Annotated in this window: 14 protein-coding genes and 1 pseudogene; 5 read left to right on the top strand and 10 right to left on the bottom strand. The window is 72.3% G+C overall.

All coding sequences use genetic code 11. The features are described from left to right. Positions 1-31: 31 nt before the first annotated feature. The 7 genes from N5875_RS35895 to N5875_RS35865 form a co-directional block, all read right to left on the bottom strand. Positions 32-1,543, bottom strand: a complete 1,512-nt coding sequence (locus tag N5875_RS35895; protein WP_318212773.1) for a glycoside hydrolase family 32 protein — start codon at positions 1,541-1,543, stop codon at positions 32-34. After that, a complete protein-coding gene (locus N5875_RS35890; protein WP_338498486.1) occupies positions 1,540-2,547 on the bottom strand; it encodes an ABC transporter ATP-binding protein in 1,008 nt (335 codons plus the stop codon). Before N5875_RS35890 ends, N5875_RS35895 begins: the two co-directional genes overlap by 4 nt. Next, positions 2,544-3,524, bottom strand: a complete 981-nt coding sequence (locus tag N5875_RS35885) for an ABC transporter ATP-binding protein (RefSeq protein WP_338498484.1) — start codon at positions 3,522-3,524, stop codon at positions 2,544-2,546. The genes N5875_RS35890 and N5875_RS35885 overlap by 4 nt, the downstream gene beginning before the upstream one ends. Further along, complete coding sequence (locus tag N5875_RS35880; RefSeq protein WP_318212770.1) at positions 3,521-4,456, bottom strand: ABC transporter permease; 936 nt, start codon at positions 4,454-4,456, stop codon at positions 3,521-3,523. Before N5875_RS35880 ends, N5875_RS35885 begins: the two co-directional genes overlap by 4 nt. A gap of 15 nt (positions 4,457-4,471) precedes the next feature. Next, on the bottom strand, positions 4,472-5,449 hold the full coding sequence (locus N5875_RS35875; RefSeq protein WP_318212769.1) for an ABC transporter permease: 978 nt from the start codon (positions 5,447-5,449) through the stop codon (positions 4,472-4,474). A 65-nt stretch (positions 5,450-5,514) separates the two neighbouring features. After that, positions 5,515-7,248 (bottom strand): ABC transporter substrate-binding protein, encoded by a 1,734-nt coding sequence (locus N5875_RS35870; protein ID WP_318212768.1) that lies wholly within the window; start codon positions 7,246-7,248, stop codon positions 5,515-5,517. Positions 7,249-7,322: 74 nt separating this feature from the next. Then, the gene (locus tag N5875_RS35865; RefSeq protein ID WP_318212767.1) at positions 7,323-8,339 is read right to left on the bottom strand and encodes a LacI family DNA-binding transcriptional regulator; all 1,017 of its coding nucleotides are present in this window, start codon (positions 8,337-8,339) and stop codon (positions 7,323-7,325) included. 189 nt (positions 8,340-8,528) lie between these two features. Here N5875_RS35865 and N5875_RS35860 point away from each other — a divergent pair, with 189 nt between their 5' ends. Continuing rightward, positions 8,529-9,080 (top strand): YdeI/OmpD-associated family protein, encoded by a 552-nt coding sequence (locus tag N5875_RS35860; protein ID WP_318212766.1) that lies wholly within the window; start codon positions 8,529-8,531, stop codon positions 9,078-9,080. Positions 9,081-9,099: 19 nt separating this feature from the next. On the opposite strand, the gene N5875_RS35855 is transcribed toward N5875_RS35860, so the two are convergent. Continuing rightward, on the bottom strand, positions 9,100-9,609 hold the full coding sequence (locus tag N5875_RS35855; RefSeq protein ID WP_338498482.1) for a GNAT family N-acetyltransferase: 510 nt from the start codon (positions 9,607-9,609) through the stop codon (positions 9,100-9,102). 96 nt (positions 9,610-9,705) lie between these two features. On the opposite strand from N5875_RS35855, the pseudogene N5875_RS35850 reads away from it, so the two are divergent. Continuing rightward, a pseudogene (locus N5875_RS35850) lies at positions 9,706-10,398 on the top strand (NAD(P)-binding domain-containing protein); the annotation flags it as partial. A 96-nt stretch (positions 10,399-10,494) separates the two neighbouring features. Here the strand turns inward: N5875_RS35850 and N5875_RS35845 are convergent. Next, positions 10,495-11,502, bottom strand: coding sequence for a hypothetical protein (locus tag N5875_RS35845; RefSeq protein WP_338499367.1), 1,008 nt, complete (start codon positions 11,500-11,502; stop codon positions 10,495-10,497). A 452-nt stretch (positions 11,503-11,954) separates the two neighbouring features. Here N5875_RS35845 and N5875_RS35840 point away from each other — a divergent pair, with 452 nt between their 5' ends. After that, complete coding sequence (locus tag N5875_RS35840) at positions 11,955-13,424, top strand: SpoIIE family protein phosphatase (protein ID WP_338498479.1); 1,470 nt, start codon at positions 11,955-11,957, stop codon at positions 13,422-13,424. 161 nt (positions 13,425-13,585) lie between these two features. On the opposite strand, the gene N5875_RS35835 is transcribed toward N5875_RS35840, so the two are convergent. After that, positions 13,586-15,079: a hypothetical protein gene (locus N5875_RS35835; RefSeq protein WP_318212762.1), complete on the bottom strand. Its 1,494-nt coding sequence runs from the start codon at positions 15,077-15,079 to the stop codon at positions 13,586-13,588. Positions 15,080-15,310: 231 nt separating this feature from the next. Between N5875_RS35835 and N5875_RS35830 the strand changes: the two genes are divergently transcribed. Further along, complete coding sequence (locus N5875_RS35830; RefSeq protein ID WP_318212761.1) at positions 15,311-16,438, top strand: aminoglycoside phosphotransferase family protein; 1,128 nt, start codon at positions 15,311-15,313, stop codon at positions 16,436-16,438. Positions 16,439-16,796: 358 nt separating this feature from the next. Continuing rightward, the gene (locus N5875_RS35825) at positions 16,797-18,749 is read left to right on the top strand and encodes an N-acetylmuramoyl-L-alanine amidase (RefSeq protein WP_338499366.1); all 1,953 of its coding nucleotides are present in this window, start codon (positions 16,797-16,799) and stop codon (positions 18,747-18,749) included. Positions 18,750-18,820: the final 71 nt, after the last annotated feature.

The raw sequence follows: 18,820 nt of genomic DNA, 5'->3' as shown, positions 1-18,820 counted from the left end.
GGGGGCTGGAGCGTGATCCGGGACTCGGGCCCTACGGCCAGAGCGGGCGGGGGCCGGTGGTGATCGGCGCCATGTGCCAGGCGTCGAGACGGTCGACGGTCGCGTCGCCCGCGCCGGTGAGGGACACTCCGGTCGCCGCGTCGGGGCGGGTGGGGTAGACCCGGGCGGTCAGGGCGCACCCGTTGGCGAAGATCTCCAGGGCGGAGTGGTCCACGAGCACGCGGAGTTCGACGGTGCCGTCCTCCCCGAGCGGCAGGTGGCCGTGGCGGGGGGAGGTGTCGACGTCGGGGGCCAGGCTGCTCGCCTCACGGCGCAGGCGCAGGGTGCCCGAGGCACCGGTGGTGTCGCGGGTGATCTCGACGACGGTGCGTTCGGTGCCGTCGGGGGTCTCCCGTACCCCGAGCCGTACGGTGGCGCCCGGGGCGAGCCTGAGCGTGGCCTCCAGGTCGAGCTGGTCGCCCCGGATCGCGTCCAGGGGCGATGCGGTGCCCGCCGCGAAGGCTCCGACGGCCACGTGGTCGCGGCGCAGCCGCTCCAGTTCGGGGACGGGAGCCTGGGCGAGCGTGCCGTCGGCGCCCGGGGTGACGAGGCGCGGCAGGGACATGACCCCGGACCAGCCGGCGCGGGCGGTGGCCTCCTCGCCCCGGCCTTCCTGGAGCCAGCCGAACATGATGCGGCGGCCGTGCGCGTCGCGAGTCGACTGCGGGGCGTAGAAGTAGTTGCGGCCGTAGTCGAGCCGGTGCAGAGCGGTCGGTTCGAAGCGGTCCTCGCTGTAGCGGCCCGTCCAGTACAGCGGGTGGAGCGTCGCGCCCTCATCCCAGGCCGAGAAGGCGAGGATGTCGACGTCGCCGACGCGGAAGAGGTCGACGCACTCCCACATGGTGCCGGTCCAGTCGAGGTCGGTGGCGCCGCCCTCGCTCGCGTCGCCGACGAGGAGCGGGCCGACGTACCGCCAGTCGCGCAGGTCGGCGGACTCGTACAGGAAGGCGGTGCCGCCCCGGCCCCGGATGCCGGAGCCGACGAGCTGGCGCCAGAGGGCGCCCTCGCGCCAGACGCAGTGGTCACGGTAGGCGGTGACGTCGAGGCCGGTGGGCGGTGCTGCGATCACCGGGTTGCCGGGGTCCTTGGTCCAGTGCCGCAGGTCGGGGCTTCCGGTGGCGACGCAGGGCAGTTCGCGCTGACCGTGCCGGCCGGAGTAGACCAGGGTGGGCACTCCCCCGTCGTCGACGAGGACGCCGGACCAGCAGCCGTCACGGTCGGGTCCCGTGGTGCCGGGGACCAGGGCGACGGGTTCGTCGGTCCAGGTGACGAGGTCGGTGCTGGTGGCGTGGCCCCAGTGGATGCGGTGGTGGGCCGGGGCGAGCGGGTTGTACTGGTAGAAGAGGTGGTAGACGCCGTTCCAGTGGCTGAGCCCGTTGGGGTCGTTGAGCCAGCCGCCGGGCGAGGTGAAGTGGTAGCGGGGCCGGTGGGGGTCGCGGAAGGCGCGCTCGGCGAGGCCCTCCACGGCAGTGGTGTCCGCGGCGGCGATCAGGTCGTGGGTCATGCGGCGGTGATCTCGGCTTCCGGGGAGTCCGCGCTCTGGAGCACGCGGTGGGCGAGGTCATGGGCGGGCGCGTAGAGGTGGCAGCGCACCCAGTGCGGCCGGCCCTCGTCCTCGCCTACGGTGTGGCGTACGGGAGTGGTGGTGCTGCAGGTGCCGTCGTCGTACGGGCAGGACTCGGGGGCGAGGACGGCGGCGCGCAGCCGGGCCCGCTCGGTCCTGTCGTAGCCGGCGGCCCGCGTCGGGTCGGGTACGGCGGAGAGGAGCAGCCGGGTGTAGGGGTGGGCGGGGGCGTCCATGACGGCGAGCGAGTCGCCGCCCTCGACGAGTTCACCGGCGAACATGACGGCGGTGGTGTCGGCGAGGTAGCGGGCGGAGCCCAGGTCGTGGGTGATGTAGAGCATCGACAGGCCGCGTTCGTCGCGGAGGCGGCGCAGCAGGTTGAGGACGCCGACCCGGACGGACACGTCGAGCATGGAGGTGGGTTCGTCGGCGAGGAGGACGCTCGGTTCGACGGCCAGCGCGCGTGCGACGGCGACGCGTTGCCGCTGGCCGCCGGAGAGCTCGTGCGGGTACGCGTCGAGCATGTCCGGGGTCAGTCCGACCTCCTCCATGAGGGCGGCGAGCCGGGTCCGGTCGGCGGGATGGCCGTGCACCACGAGGGCTCGGGTGAGGAAGTGGTCGATGCGGTGGACGGGGTTGAGGGAGCCGAAGGGGTCCTGGAACACCATCTGGACCTTGCCCCGGTACGTACGGGAGGCGCGGCGGCGTTCGGTGCGCAGGACGTCCTCGCCGTCGAGGAGGATCTGTCCCGACGTGGGCTGTTCGAGGCGGGCGAGGCAGCGGGCGATGGTGGACTTGCCGCTGCCGGACTCGCCGACCAGAGCGGTGACGCGGCCCCGTTCGAGATCGAGGTCGACGCCGTTCACGGCCCGGACGCGGCGCCGCGAGAAGACGGTGCCGACGGGGAACTCCTTGGTGAGGCCCCGCATCTGAAGGAGTGTCATGGCGTGGTGGCTCCGGTGCGCGTGAGGGCGGCCCACCTGCCGGGGGCGACCTCGCGCAGGTCGGGGATGTGGGTCGAGCAGTCGGCGCGGTCCTCGGGGCAGTGGACGTGGAAGCCGCAGCTGTCGGCGGTGCGCGGGGCGTCGAAGAGGCCGGTGAGTTCCCTGCGGGGTCCGGTGAGCGGCGGGAAGGCGTTCATCAGCGCCTCGGTGTAGGGGTGGAGGGGCCGCGCGAACAGCTCTTTGGCGTCGGCGATTTCGACGAGGCGTCCGCCGTACATGACGCCCATGCGGTCCGAGAGTTCGACCATCAGCGACATGTCGTGGGTGATGAAGAGGGCGGAGAAGCCGAGCGCCCGCTGGAGTTCGCGGATCTGGGCCATGATCTCCTGTTGGACGACGACGTCGAGCGCGGTGGTCGGCTCATCCATGATGAGCAGCTTCGGTCTGAGGGCGACGGCCATGGCGATGACGACGCGCTGGCGCATGCCGCCGGACAGCTGGTGCGGGTAGGCCTTGAGACGGTCGGGGGCGATGCCGACGAGGTCGAGGAGTTCCGCGGAGCGCTCGCGGGCGGCGCGCTTCCGCAGCTTCTCGTGGGTGGTGAAGATGTCGCCGAGCTGTTCGCCGATGGTGAGGACGGGGTTCAGGGAGTTCATCGCGGACTGGAAGACCATGGCGATCTCGCGCCAGCGGAAGGCGCGCAGCTCGCGGGCGTCCATGGCGAGGACGTCCCGGCCCTGGAAGGTGACGGTTCCCGCGGTGATCTCGGCCGGTGGCTTGAGGAGCCGCATGACGGCGTTGGCGACGGTCGACTTGCCGCAGCCGGACTCCCCCGCGAGGCCGAGGGTCTCGCCGGCGCCGATGGTGAACGACACGTCGTCGGCGCCGACGACGCTGCGTCCGTCGCCGCGGTACTCGACCCGCAGACCGCGTACGTCGAGTACGGGACGAGGGTCGGGAAGGGGGCGGGCGTTCACTGCTTCCTCCTTCGCCGGGACCTGAGCCTCGGGTTGGTGATCTCGTCGACCGCGTAGTTGACGAGGGCGAGCGCGAAGGCGACGAGCGCGATGGCGAGGCCGGAGGGGACGAACGCCCACCAGGCTCCGGTCATCAGGGCTCCGTCGTTCCCCGCCCAGTAGAGGTTGGTGCCCCAGCTGACGACTGAGGCGTCGCCGAGTCCGAGGAACTCCAGGCCGGCCTGGGCGCCGATGCCGAAGATGACGCAGCCGAGCAGGGTGGTCATCACCACGGACGCCATGTTGGGCAGGATCTCCCGGAACATGATCCGCAGCGGGCGTTCTCCGGTGACCACGGCGGCGGCGACGAAGTCCTTGCCGCGGATGGAGGTGGCCTGGGCGCGCAGGACGCGCGCCGAGCCGGCCCAGCCGGTGACGGTGAGGACCAGGACGACGGTCGTCGTCCCCGGGGGCAGGAACGCGGCGAGGATGACGAGCAGCGGCAGGCCGGGCACCAGGAGGAAGACGTTGGTGACGAGGGTCAGCAGATCGTCGACGAGCTTGCCGAGATACGCGGAGGCGAGGCCGACGAGCAGGGCGACCAGGGTGGCGGCGATGCCGACGGTGAACCCGACGAGCATCGAACTGCGGGTGCCCCGGAGGGTGAGGGCGAGGACGTCCTGGCCCTTGGCGGTGGTGCCGAGCCAGTGGTCGGCGGAGGGCGGGGTGGCGCCGGTGTCGGTGATGAGGGACGGGTCGCCGGGGGCGAGGACCGGGGCGAGCAGTCCGAGCAGGGCGAACACGGCGAGGATCAGGAGCCCGGTTCGGGCCTTGCGGTCGGCGAGCAGCCGGCGGCCGAGGCTCTTGCGGGGCCGGCGCGCGGTGCCCGGCGGGGCGGCCGGTGGGTCGTGGGGCACGGCGGTGGCGGTGTCCGGGGTGTCGAGGACGGGCATGGCGGTGGTCCCTCCTCAGCGGACGCGGACGCGTGGGTCGAGCCGGACGTGGATGAGGTCGACGACGAAGTTGGCGAGCAGGACCGCCGCCGTGATGGTGAGGAAGATGCCCTGCATCAGCGGGTAGTCGAGGGCCTGGACGGAGGCGAGGAGCTGGTAGCCGATGCCGGGGTAGGCGAAGACGACCTCGGTGAGGAGGGCGCCGCCGACCATGAAGCCCAGGGCCATGCCGAAGTTGGTGACGGACGGCAGGAGCGCGTTGCGGGCGGCGTACCGGAACATGATCCGGGCGGGGCTGAGGCCCTTCGCCTCGGCCATGGTGATGTAGTCCTCGGCGGCGGTGGCGATCATCGTGTTCCGCATGCCGAGCATCCAGCCGCCGATGGAGACGAGCACGATGGTGGTGGCCGGCAGGACGAGATGGGTGGCGACGTCGCTCAGGAACGCGGCGTCGAAGCCGGGTTCGAGGCCGACGTCGTACGCGTGCCTCAGCGGGAACCAGCCGAGGGTGACGCCGAAGAGGTAGAGCGCGCCCATGGCCAGCCAGAAGTACGGGAACGAGCCGACGAAGATCAGCAGCGGCGGGAGCGCGGAGTCGAGGATCCCGCCCCTGCGCCAGGCGGCGAGGACGCCGAGCAGGTTGCCGACGAGGGCGGCGACGATCAGGGCGGTGAGGCCGAGGAGCAGCGTCCAGCCGATCTGGGAGCCGATGACCTCGGAGACGGGAGTCGGGAAGCGGGAGATGGAGATGCCGAGGTCGCCGGTGGCGACGCTGTGGAGGTAGTCGACGTACTGCCGCGGCAGCGGCCGGTCGTCGAGACCGAAGAGTTTCTGCAACTGGGCGATCTGATCGGGCTGCATCGTCCCCTGGGCCTGGGCGAACATCCGGGAGACGGGGTCTCCGGGCATGAAGCGCGGCAGCAGGAAATTGAGGGTGACGGAGGCCCAGAAGGCGATCAGGTAGAACCCCAGGTTGCGCAGGACGAGACGCACTGCACTGCTCCCTGTCGGGGGGGACGGGCCCCGGCGGCGCGTGCCGCCGGGGCCTCTCTGCGGGACTAGCCCTTGACGGGCCGGAGGGAGGTGAGGACCAGGACCGTGGTCACGGAGCGGTTGGACAGCGTCGCGTACGGCTCGTCCTTCGTCGGCCAGCCGGTGAAGCGGGCGTCGGAGTACGCGCCCCACTCGGGTCCGGGGAAGAGGGGCACGACGGGGGCGTCGGCGGCGAACAGCTTCTGCAGCTCGCTCGCCCTCGCCCGCTGGATCTTCGGGTCGGTGGTGGCGGCGAGGGCGTCGATGAGCCTGTCGGCCTTCGGGTCGCCGAAGCGGTGGTAGTTCTCGGTGGCCTTGGTGCCGACGGGCTTGACCTGGGTGGTGGCCATGGCGCCGCGGTAGAACTCGTACGGTGTGGCGCCGTTGTTGCTCCACACGATGCCGCTGTCGAAGGTGCCCGTCTCGTACGAGGAGACGACGGCGGACCAGTCCGGGGACTTCACGGTGGCGGTGACGCCGACCTCGGCGAGGTTCTGCTTGATGATGTTGGCGACGGAGATCCAGTCGGAGGACGCCGAGCCGACGGAGATGTCGAGGGTGAGCGGCTTGCCGTTCTTCTGGGTGCGCCTGCCGTCGGCGCCGCGCTTGTACCCCGCGGCGTCGAGTGCCCGGGCGGCGTCCGACGTGCTGTACCTGGTCCAGTCGCAGGAGGCGGCGACGGTCTTGTCGCGCCAGGTGTCGTAGGCGTTCGACAGACCGGTGCAGTCGGCGGGGGTGCTGTACCCGTTCATGGCGACCTTGGCGATCTTGGCGCGGTCGACGGCCCGGCTGAGCGCCTTGCGCAGGGCGGGGTCGTCGAAGGGCGCCTTGGCCGTGTTGAGCTGCCAGTTGATCATCGCGCCGGTGGTGGGGAACCAGTAGTGGTTGGTCTTCGGGTTCCGTGCGACGAAGGACTTCTCGATGTCGGGGACGAACGCCTGGGTCCAGTCGGCCTCCCCGTTGGTGAGGGCGAGGTTGGCGCTGTCGTTGCCGGAGAAGGCGAGCATCCGTATGCCGGCGATCCGCTGCTTGCCCGGCTGCCAGTACGAGGGGTTCCGGCGGAGCTCGTACGACTGGCTTCGGAACTTGTCGACCTTCGTGTACGGGCCGGTGCCGACGGGGGTGGCGTTGGTGTCCTTGGCGGGGTCGGCGATCTTCGACCAGATGTGCTTCGGGACGATGAAGTGCCCGCCGATCTCGTAGAGCGAGGGCGAGAAGGGCTTGTTGAAGTGGAAGGTGACCTTCTGCGGGGTGCTCTTCGCGGTGGTGCCCTTCGCGGTGGCGCCCTTCGCCGCGGTGTCGGCGGTGACCCGGTCCACGTACTCGAAGCCGCCGAGGAGCTTCTTCCGCAGCTCGAAGGTGTGGACGACGTCCTCGGCGCCGAAGGGCTCGCCGTCGGACCACGTCACGCCCTCGCGGAGGGTGAAGGTCAGGGACCTCCCGTCGGGGGCCTGGGTCCATGCGGTGGCGAGCCACGGCGTGTCGGCGCCGTCGGCCGGGTTGTGGATCATGAGCGGTTCGTAGACCGCTTCCTTGGTCATGGGGGCGGCCTTCGGCGAGAACGGGTTGAAGTTCCGCGTGAAGGTGCCCATGTCCTCGCGCGGCACGGTGAGGAGCTGGTCGCCGGAGGTGTCTCCGGCGCCGCCCGCTCCCGCGCCGCCGGAGCAGCCGGTCAGGAGCAGCACGGCCGCCGTGGCGCCCGCGAGCAGCGCGGGGCGGAGCCGCCGCGGGGATCGGCCGCGGACGGGGGAGGGTGTCATAATGGTGGCTCTTTCCTCTCTTCAACACACCTGACGAAGACGGGTGGAGAAGACTCGACGGAGCTGATTCGCGGTCAGACCGACGAGCGTTCGAGCAGCGGGCAGTCGACCGTCACCCTGCGGGTGTCGAGCGGCTGCCCCGCTGCGAGAGCGGCCAGCATGTCCACGCCCTTGGCGCCCATCGCCTCGAACGGCAGGGCGAGCGTGGTCAGTTTGGGCCGCAGATAGGCGGCGATGAGTTCCTGGTTGTCGTAGCCCACCACGGCCACGTCGTCGGGAATCCGCAGCCCACGTTCCTTGATGGCGTCGTACGCGCCCATCGCCATCCGGTCGTTGCCGCAGAAGAGCGCGGTCGGCCGGTCGGCGCGGTCGAGCAGTGCGCAGGCGGCGCTGTAGCCGCCGTCGGCCGTCGCGTGGCCGGAGACGACCAGCGACGGATCCGACGGAAGGCCCGCCTCACGCAGGGCCCGCTCGTATCCCTCGCGTCGGCCGAGGGCGGCCGGGATGTCCGGGTCGAGATTGATGAACCCGATGCGCTCGTGCCCGGCCTCCACGAGGTGGCGGGCGGCGCGGTGACCGCCGGCGACCTCGTCGGGGACGACGGAGGGCAGTTCGCCCTCGGCGTCGTAGCAGTTGACCAGGACGGTGGGGACCTCTCGGGCCGCCCTGGGGAGGGTGACCGCCCGGTGCCAGGTCGTGGCGTAGAGCAGTCCTTCGACCCGCTGTTCGAGGAGTTTGTCGAGAGCGGCGGCCTCCTGGGCCGCGTCGCCCTCGCTCGCGGCGATCAGCAGGAACTTGCGGTCGAGCCAGGCGCGGTCCTGGGCGCCCTTGATGACGTCGACGGCGAAGGGTGCGGTGACGATCTCGGTGATCAGCCCGTACCACTCGCTGCGTTTGGCGGCGAGTGCCCGGGCGCCGGCGTTCGGCCGGTAGCCGAGCTCGTCGATCGCGGCCAGGATCCGCTGCCGCGTCGCGTCCGGGATGGCCGCGCCGGGGCGGTCGTTGAGGACGAACGAGACGGTGGTGCGCGACACGCCCGCATGACGGGCCACATCACTCATGGTGATGTTGCGAGCGCTGTGGGCTGCCACGGGATCCTCCGGGTTACGCGCTTTAATAACGCGCGTTAGTTCAACGTTGCTGGCAAGTTACGACCGGCCTCCCGTCGATGTCAATATCTTGGTCACGAGTGCTGCGGACGGGTTCCGTGGCACCGAGCGACGAAGACCGACGACAGCAGGGGGACGGGTCCGGTGGAGCAGTACGAGGGACTTGAGCTGATGACCGTCACGAAGGCCGCGGAGCTGGAGGCGTGGCTGGAGAGCCACCATGCCGACCGGCCCGGGGTCTGGCTGCGGATCGCCAAGAAGGGCAAGGGGGGCGAGTCGCTGACGAATCCGGAGATCCTCGACTGCATGCTGTGCTTCGGCTGGATCGACGGACAGCGCAAGGGCGGGGACGGGGCCTACTACTTCCAGAAGTACACTCCGCGGCGGTCCCGGAGCCTCTGGTCGCAGGTCAACGTCCGCAAGGTCGCGGCGCTCACCTCGGCGGGCCGGATGCGTGAGCCCGGCCTGGCCGAGGTGAGGGCCGCGCAGGCGGACGGTCGGTGGGAGTCCGCGTACCCGTCGCAGGCGGAGGCGACCGTACCCGACGACCTCGCGGCGGCGCTGGCGGCCGACGCGGGGGCACGGGCGTTCTACGAGGGGCTCGGGAAGACCGACCAGTATCTGGTGATCATGCGGCTCTGGCAGGCCCGCACGGAGAAGGGCCGGGCGCAGCGGCTTGAGCGGATGATGGCGAAGCTGGCGGCCGGCGAGAAGGTCGGGTGAGCCCCTGGAGCCGCCGGGGTCAGCGGCTGCGCCGGTAGAGGACCTGGTGGGCGTCGTACTCGACGAACGAGGAGACGTGGGTCATGCCGACGGCCTCCAGGAGCCGCCGGGAGCGCCGGTTCGCCTCCTGGGTCAGTGCGACCACGGTGGGGGTGTCGAGAAGCGTGGCCTCGACGACGGCGGCGACGGCCTCGCGCGCGTAACCGTGTCCCCAGTGTTCGGGCAGGAACTGGTACGAGACCTCCGTCTCCCCCTCCCGCGCCCCGGGCTCCACCGTCACGAGCCCGAGCAGCACCTCGTCGACCGCCCGCACGACCGCGTACACGCCGGGCGCCCCGACGACGCGCCGCTGCCGGATCCGTACGACCTGCTCGGTGACCGGCCCGCCCAGATGCCGCCTGACCTCGGGGTCCGTCCAGAGCCGGGTGATCGCCGGCACGTCGGCGGCGCGTACGGGGCGCAGCCGGAGCCGCTCGGTGGCGAGGGGAGCGGTGCCCGGTGCAGGGGCTGAGGCCGGAGAGGTGGGCATATCTCCGATCATCTCAGCCCCACCCGGGTCGCCGGTCATCCGGCCTAGGACGAGGGGCGTACACAGGTACGGTCCACGGGCCGACGTGCCGGTGGGGTCGGCGGCGCCAGGATGATGCTCATGCGAATCGGAATTCTCGGTACGGGAAACGTAGGACAGGCACTCGCGTCGGCGTGGGCGCGGGCCGGCCACGACGTGGTCGTCGGATCACGTCGGCCGGACGACCCGGAGCTGCTCGCGGAGCTGAAGGAACTCACCGCGTCGGGATCACGGGTCGACAGCTCGGCGGGAGCGGCGGCGCACGCCGAGGTGTTGGTGAACGCCACCCCGGGCACGGCCTCCGTGGCGCTGCTGCACACGATCGGCGCGGAGGCCCTCGCCGGGAAGGTCGTTCTTGACGTCGGGGTCGGTTTCCTGGAGGACGGATCGCTCTCGCATCCGGGCGTCAGCCTGGGCGAGGAGATCCAGCGGGCGTTCCCGGAGACGCGGGTGGTGAAGACGCTCTGCACGATCGACCGGAAGGTGATGATCGCGCCGGACTCCCTGGAGGGTCCGTCCACGGTGTTCCTCTCGGGCGAGGACGCGGAGGCGAAGAAGGTGGTGCGCGGTCTGCTCGGCGACCTCGGCTGGGCCGACGACGCGCTGCTCGACCTGGGCGGGATCGCGACGGCGCGGGGCCAGGAACACTTCGCCCTGCTGTTCATCGGCATCGCGCAGGCGACCGGCACCTACGAGTTCGGCGTCCGGGTCGTCCTCCCCACCTCGGGCGGGAGCGGCCTCGACCACTAGGTGATCGCCCCCGTCGGCCACGGTCGGCGGGGGCTTCTCGCTGCCCGCGAGGCTACGCACCACCGGCGGAGCCGGCTCCGGGCTCCCGGAGCCGGCTCAGTCCGCCATGCGTCGCGTCAGGGCGGCCAGGGCTCCGGGCCGGCGGCCCGGGACCCGCTGCCGCATGCCGATGAGCAGGGGGCCGAGGGCGCGGGCCCTCGCCCGGTCGCCGATCCGTTCCCACTGGTGGTGAGCCCGGTCCACGGCCCCTTCGACGTCGGGGTCGTCCGTGCGCTGTCCCAGCCCCAGCCGGGCTTCGGCGGCGGAGAGCCACAGTTCGCAGCTGCGGGCGGGTTCACCGGCGAGGCGGGCGAGGTCGGCCCGTACCTCCGTCCAGTGGACGGCCTCCGCGGACCGCGGCCCGTGGCGGCGCAGGGCCTCGCGCTCCCAGGCCGCGGCCACCGCCGCCGCCTCGCCGTGCCGTCCGGCCGTCGCGGCGGCCAGGATCGCGGGGTGCGGGTCCTGCTCCACGACCGGCACGGGAGCGGGAGCGGGTGCCAGGAGGAACGACTCCGGCACGGCCCCGGCCGCCTGCGCGGCGGACTCCGCGTGGAGCGTGGCGTACGGGAGGCGGGCACCGGAGCGCCAGAGTTCCGCCCAGGACCGCAGATAGGCGGGGGCGAGCGGCTCGCCCCTGCGCGGGGCGGGCGTCACGCTGCCGTAGAGGGTCGGCCCCGGTCCCAGGTGCAGGAAGTCCGGTGTGGTGGTGAGGCGTTCCCATACGGCGGGGTCCGCCGCGAGGTCCGCGACGACGGTCGTGGTGCCGGGGGCGCGGGCGGCGAGTTCGACGGCGAGCCAGTGCCAGGGCAGCGCCGTGTAGCGGAGGGTCGCCGGGGTGGTGCGGGCGAGGGCGAGGTGGGGCAGCTGCTGCCGGCGGTCGAGATGGAGCTGCCCCGCGAGGCAGAGCACGAGCGGGCCCGGGCTCGCCGCGGCGGCGCGCAGGCGGGTGAGGACGGTCTGCGGGTCGAGCGGATCGGCGAGTTCGACGAGCGTGGCGGTGCTGGTTCCGGTGAGGACGCCGGGCGGCACGGCGGCGAGGGCCGGCAGCACGGACGCGGCGTCCATGGCGCGCCCGCGCCCGGCGGGCGCCGCGGCGAGCAGAAAGGCGGTGCCGCTGGCGGCGGCCGCCGTTGTGCCGGGGCCCGTACGCGCGGTGTCCGACGCGGTCGGGAACGCCCCTTCCGTCACCCCCGGCACACTCGTACGAGTCCCATGCGCAACACCTGTAACTACGGTCCCAGGGACTCCCGTCGTGCCCGTTCGCGTTCCCGTGGCCGCCCCGCCCGTGACCGCCGTGCCCGTGCCCACCGTGCCGATTCCGTCGTCGTTCACCACCCCCGCACCGTAACCCGTCGTGCCCTGGCCGATAATCGCTGGGCCGTTGACATATGCCAGAAGCACCACCGGATCGAGTGTTGCCAAAGCTCTTACGGGCCGTCCCGGGCTGTGCAACAGTCTTGTACGGGCCTCACTTTCACACCTGGCCTGGCCGCGCCGCGCCTGTATCGGAGTACGACATGCCGTCCCCACTGTTCGCGGATCACCCCGCCCAGCAGCCGGAGCCGGGCGCGGTGGACGCGCTGATCTCACAGACCCGCCGCCTGCGCGGCGAGCTCGTCGCCGTGCGCCGGGAAGCCGTGGTGAACGACGACGACCCCCAGCAGCGCTGGCAGCGCGCCCTGTGCGACCTGGCCGTTCACCAACTCGACGACCTCGGCGCCCACTTGGGTCAGCTCCGTGCGGGCGTTCCGGAGCAGGTCGGCACCGAGGAACCCACGGAGACGGTCCCCGACACCGCGCTACCCACCGCCCCCGGCACCGCGTACGGCGAGATCGCCCCCCAGCGCACCGGCTCCCTGCTCTCCCGCGTCGGCAGCGCCGAGTGGAACCTCCTGACCGACGAGGTCAGCTGGTCCGAAGAGCTGTTCCAGATCTTCGGACGTACGCGCGAGAGCGGCCCGATGTCGCTGGACGAGATGCCCACGATGGTCTTCGTCGAGGACCAGCCCGTCCTCCAGGGCATGGTGACGGACTGTCTGATCGACGGAAAGCCGATCGACGGCGAGTTCCGGATCGTGCGGACCGACGGCTGCGTGCGCACCGTGCACATGACGGGCGAGCCCGTCCTCGACGCCGACGGCTGCACCGCCTCGATGTGGGCCGTGCTCCGCGATGTCAGCGAACTGCGGCGCAGCGAGCGGGCGGTCCGGGAGAGCCGGGACAGCCTGGAGCGCAGCCGCCACATCGAGCAGACCGAGCGACGGGTCGCCGTCCAGCTCCAGGAGGCGGTGCTCCCACCGTGGCGCGGCTCGCTCCGTTTCGCCCACGACGGCCCCGCCCCGCTCGACGTGGCCGCCCACTACCTCCCGGCCGCCAGCATCGGTCTGATCGGTGGCGACTGGTACGACGCGCTGGCCCTGCCCGACGGGGACGCGCTGCTCACCGTCGGTGACCTGACGGGCCACGGGGTCGCCGCGACCTCGTCGATGGCCATGCTCCTCGGCGCGCTGCGCGGCATGGCCGTGGCCGGGATCCGGCCCGCCGCCCTGATGGGTCACCTCAACCAGCTCCTGGAGACCTCCGTCCAGCCCGCGCTCGGCAGTGCGATGTGCTGCCGCTACGATCCGGTCACCCAGAGACTGACCTGGGCGCAGGCCGGCCACCCCGCCCCGCTGCTGTTCCGCGACGGGACGGGGCACGTTCTCCGGCGGCCCGAGGGTGTTCTCCTCGGGGCCACGACCGGCGCCGTGTACAGCGAGGCCGAAACGCGGCTGCTCCCGGGTGACCTGCTCGTCCTGCACACCGACGGCCTCACCCGTGGGAGCGGTCCGGAGGACGACACGGGCACGCGCCGGCTGCTCGCGCTCGGCGGGCGGCTCATCGGGGCGCGGGACGCCCAGGACGGTGTGCGTGCGGTGGTCGAGGAGTTCGGCGAGGAGCAGCGCGAGGACGACGCCTGTGTGATGGTGGTCCGGGTCGGACACTGAACCACCGGGCGACGACCGGCCGCTGGACCTGCCGCAGCAGCGCAACCACGGCCTCGCGCACCGGCGCGCCACGACGCTGTGGCACGGCAGCACGGTAGCCCACCCGCACGGAAGCACGCCCGCGCGTGGGGCTCCCCCACCCGCCCCCGGCGCTCGGCCCCTCAGGCCTGCCCCGTCCTCGGTCGGTTGACCGGGGACCTCGGCAGGGCCAGTTCGATCTCCTCGCGCAGGTGCTCGATCTTCGCGTAACCGGCGTACTGCCCGGTCAGCCGGTACATCTCCCGGAGTCGGTCCCACGTGCGGTGGGACGAGGTCTCCCCCATGGACATCAGGGCGAGCCGGGCGTACCGGTCGGCCTGCTCGGGATCGTCGGCGATGAAGCAGGCCGAGGCGAGCGAGATGTGGTCGAAGAGCTTCGAGCGGTCGTGACCCCCGCGCCGCAGTTCGAGCGCCAGCTTGGCGTGGCGCTGGGCGGGGACGGCCGCGGCCGGGTCGTGATCCGCCAGGGTGCGGTAGGCGAGGGCCTGCATGCCGTGCATGTCGGCCTCGTCGAAGTTCTGCATCCAGCTGGGGTTCTTCTCGTCGCGCCGGTCGGACACGAACAGGTCCTCGGCCTCGCCGAGGGTCCGGCGCATGGCCTGGCCGCGGCCCATCGAGGCCTGCGCCCAGGCCTCGATGGTGTGGAACATGGCCCGGGTCCTGGGCAGGACGCGTTCGCCCGAGCCGTCCTTGGCGAGCTTCATGAGGTCGAGGGCGTCGTCGGGCCTGCCCAGGTGCACCATCTGGCGGGCGGCCCGGGACAGTGCCTCGCCGGCCCGCGGCCGGTCGCCGCCCTCGCGGGCCGCGTGGGCGGCGATCACGAAGTACTTCTGTGCCGTGGGTTCGAGGCCCACGTCGTGGGACATCCAGCCGGCCAGGACGGCCAGGTTGGCGGCGACACCCCAGAGGCGTCGCTGAAGGTGGTCGGCGTGGCGGTAGGCGAGCATGCCGCCCACCTCGTTGAGCTGGCCCACCACGGCCTTGCGCTGGAGACCGCCACCCCGGGAGGCGTCCCAGGCACGGAACACCTCCACCGAGTGCTCCAGAGCCTCGATCTCCTCCGATCCGATGGGGGCGGCCTCGTAGCGGTCGAACCCAGCGGGGTCGGCGTGGAGGGGATCGGTGGCCCGTTGGGGGGCACCCTGGCGAGTGGGGTCGGTCTGCAGCCAGTCGTGCATGGCATTGCTGAGTACGGAGCCGGCGGCAAGCGCGGCACCCGCGCCCACCAGGCCGCGTCGGTTGAGCATGAGGTCCATTCCCGTGAATTCGGTGAGGACCGCCGCCGTACGATCGGGTGCCCAGGGCAGCCCGTCAGGGTTCTCCGTCTTCCTGACGTCCTGCCGCTTTCCGCTGCGCCCGTGTCGTACGAACCCGAGGTCCTCGATGGTCACGACACGGCCGAGTCGCTCGGTGAACAGTGCTGCCAGCACCCGGGGGACGGGATCGCGCGGGGTTTCGCCCCGATCGATCCACCGCCGCACCCGCGAGGTGTCGGTCGCCAGCTGGGGGTGGCCCATGGCCGCCGCCTGCCGGTTGACGAGTCTCGCGAGTTCGCCCTTGGACCATCCGGCCAGGCCGAACAGGTCTGCCAGGCGGGTGTTGGTTTGTCCGGTCACGTCTAAGCCCCCAGGTTCTCGGCTGAGTTGACAGTAGCCCTCTGTCATAGGCCTGGCGACAATTCGCCAGGCTTCGCCAGGGTGCGCGAGATGTTCCGCCACCCGCACCCGGGTGTCAGGTAGGAACGCGCCACCCCGCCCCGCCGACCGGCCCTCATTCCCCAGGGTGCGGACCGGGGGCGGGCGGGGCGACGCACGCAACTCGTCGGCACACGAAGGGATCTGTCACCCATGTACACAGCATCGTCCTCCGTGTCCGCCCCGCCCCGGCCGCAGCACCGCATCGTCCCGGCCGGCGCCGGTCCCTACCTCGCTCCCGCCCCGCAGGCCGTACGGCCGAGGCGCTGGGTGGCCGGCACGGGTACCCAGCCGATCAGCGGGAGAATCGATCTGTCCGGCCCTCAGGGGGCGCAGCTGAAGATCGCGATCGCCTCCGTCCACCGCATCTGCCCGGAGTTCAATCCGGTCCAGGTGCTGCGGCGCAGCGGGCGTTCCGTACTGATCGTCGGAACGACCGGGCGGACCACGGCGGTCGCGAAGTGTTTACTGGACCACTCCCCCGCGTGGGTCGAGCGGTTCCGGCACGAGATAGCGTCCTACCGCTCCTTCGTCCGCCACCGTCCGCCGGTGCGGGCGCCACGGCTGATCGCGGCCGACCCGGAGAACTGCACGCTGGTGATCGAGCGGATGCCCGGACGGGCGGCGGCGCTCTCGCGCCACCCCGTCGAGGCTCCGCCCCGCGCCGACGTGCGGGCCGCGCTCGGCGCGATCGCCCGGCTCAACGCGTGGCGGCCGCCGGCCGGGACGTTCGACGCACCGCTGGACTACGGCACCCGTATCGCGCGCTACCACGAGCTCGGTCTCTTCACCGACCGGGACCGGGACGACCTGCAGAAGCTGCTGCACGGTCTGGCGCACGCGGGCGGCCGCCAGGGCATGGGCCAGTTCTGTCACGGTGACGCCCTGCTCTCCAACATCCTCCTCTCCCCCGCCGGACCGGTCCTCGTCGACTGGGAGCACGCCGGCTGGTACCTGCCCGGCTACGACCTGGCGACCCTCTGGGCGGTGCTCGCCGACGCACCGCTCGCCCGGCGCCAGATCAGTCAGCTCGCCCAGCAGGCGGGCCCGGCCTCCCGGGACGCGTTCCTGGTGAACCTGATGATCGTGCTGACGCGGGAGATCCGGACCTACGAGACGGCGGTGCAGCGCACCATGAAGGAGGCTCCGCCTGCCGGTTCCGTACCGGTGCCCACGGGCGCGCTCGCGCCCGGTGAGGAACAGCGGCTGCTCCTGAGGCGGCTGCACGACGACTGCGCCATGGCACGGCGGGCCGTGCGCGCGGCGGTCGGGACGCGCTGAACGGCGGGCCCGACCGACGACACGGGGGGGGTGCGCCGTGCGCCCGGTGCCGACACACCGGGACGCGGCGCACTGGCATCTCCGCCCCGGGCGAGGCGAGCCAATGGTCCACTCCACTGACGCGTCCCAGGCCCGGGACCCGTCTCCGCGAAACTCCGCCAGATGGCCTCCATTCCCGCTCTGACGTGGGAACTTCCCGTGGTGTATGCGTGATTGACGGATCGTCCGGGAGCCGATACCCCTGTACGGGTTCGGTCCCCGCACGCCCCGGTGTCACCCCCCCCCGCCCCTGGAGGCTGCCTTGCTCCGTTCCGCGTCCCTCGGAAGTCCGCCGTCACGTCGTCGCCTGCCGAAGACCGTGGGCGTCCTCGCGTCCGCCGCCCTGCTGCTGCCGCTGCTGTCCGCCGCCCCACCGGCCGGTGCCGAGGTGCCCGAGGCGAGTGCCCTCCAGGAACAGTTCGCTCGGGCGGCCGCGCGGCACGGCGTGCCCGAGAGTGTGCTGCTCGCCGTCTCCTACCTCCAGTCGCGCTGGGACGCCCACGGTGGTGCGCCGAGCGTGACCGGTGGCTATGGGCCGATGCACCTGACGGACGCGGTGACGGCGCTCGCCGAGGCGCCCCCGCACCACTCGGAGGGGACGGAGGACGCGCGCGGCGACTCCTCGCGCGCCGTGCGCTCCGGCGCGGGGAGCCACTCCCTCGGCGCGGAGGCGGCTGAGCCCGCCCCTGTCCCGGCCGCCGGTTCGCTGCCCGCGCGGCTGCGCACCCTGGAGCGGGCGTCGGCGCTGTCCGGGATCCCGGCCGAGGAGCTGCGCACTCGTACGGCCGCGAACATCGAGGGCGGGGCGGCGCTGCTCGCCGCCGCGCAGCGGGAGTCCGGCCGTCCGGCGAGCGCGGACCCGGCCGACTGGTACGGGGCGGTGGCGCGGTACTCGGGCGCCGACGACTCGGCGACCGCCGCCACGTACGCCGACGACGTGTTCGACGTGATCCGGTCCGGCGAGTCGCGGACGACGGACAGCGGGCAGGTGGTGACGCTCGCGGCCGCCCCTGCGGTCGCACCCGACACCGCGCAGGTCGCCGGCCTCGGCCTGCGCCGGCCCGCCGACGGCCCCGTGGAGTGTCCGCGCACGGTGGCCTGCGAGTGGATCCCCGCGCCGTACGAGGAGTTCGGCGACGGCGACTACGGCAACCACGACCGGGCGAACCGGCCCGTGTCCCAGTCGATCGACTACATCGTCGTCCATGACACCGAGGCCACCTGGGACGTCACCCTGAAGCTGGTGCAGGACCCGACGTACGTCTCGTGGCAGTACTCGCTGCGCTCCTCCGACGGGCACATCGCCCAGCACGTGGCGCTCAAGGACGTCGGCTGGCACGCGGGCAACTGGTTCGTGAACGCCAAGTCCGTGGGCCTTGAGCACGAAGGCTTCCTCACCGCGCCGGACTCCTGGTACACGGAGGCGATGTACCGGTCGTCGGCGCGGCTCGTGCGGTACCTCGCCGCCCGGTACGACATCCCGCTCGACCGGCAGCACATCCTCGGTCACGACAACGTGCCGGGGACGGTGACGTCCACGATCAGGGGCATGCACACGGACCCGGGGCCGTACTGGGACTGGGCGCACTACTTCACGCTGCTCGGCCGGCCGATCACGCCGAGCGCCGGTCCCCACGCGGGTGTGGTGACGATCCGGCCCGACTACGGCGACCACCGGCCGGCCTACACGGGCTGTGTCACGGCGGGCCAGGCGTGCGCGCCGCACGGCAGCGGGGCGGTGCGCCTGCACACCGGGCCGAGCGCCGACGCGCCCCTGGTGAAGGACATCGGTCTGCGGCCGGGCGGGCAGGACTCGACCACCGGGGTCAACGACACCGGGGCTCGCGCCTCGACCGGGCAGAGCTACGCGGTGGCGGAGCGCCGGGGCGACTGGACGGCGATCTGGTACCTCGGGCAGAAGGCCTGGTTCCGGAATCCCGCGAAGGAGCCGACCGCCGTGAACGCGCGGGGTCTCGTCCTGACGCCCCGTGTGGGGCTGGCGTCGGTGCCGGTGTACGGGCGAGCGTACCCGGAGGCCTCGGCGTATCCGGCGGGTGTGCCGGTGCAGGCGGTGTCGCCGCTGCCGTACGGGTTGCTCGCCGGCCAGCGGTACGTGGTGGGCGACCGGACCCCGGGCGAGTACTACTTCGCGCCGGTGTTCGACAGCAGCGGGCACACGGTCGTCCGGGGTCAGGAGGAGTACTACCAGATCCAGTTCGGCCATCGGGTGGCCTTTGTGAAGGCCGCTGACGTGCGGGTTTCACAGTCCTGACGGACACGTGGCCGAAAGCCGGGGGGTGGTGCCGGATGAACGATCCGGCACCACCCCGTCGGCGTTCATAG

Origin of the sequence: Streptomyces sp. SJL17-4, assembly GCF_036826855.1 — a bacterium.
Classification (GTDB): Bacteria; Actinomycetota; Actinomycetes; order Streptomycetales; family Streptomycetaceae; genus Streptomyces.
The sequence above is the reverse complement of the archived record's forward strand: the minus strand, read 5'-3'. Positions and strand labels throughout refer to the sequence as shown.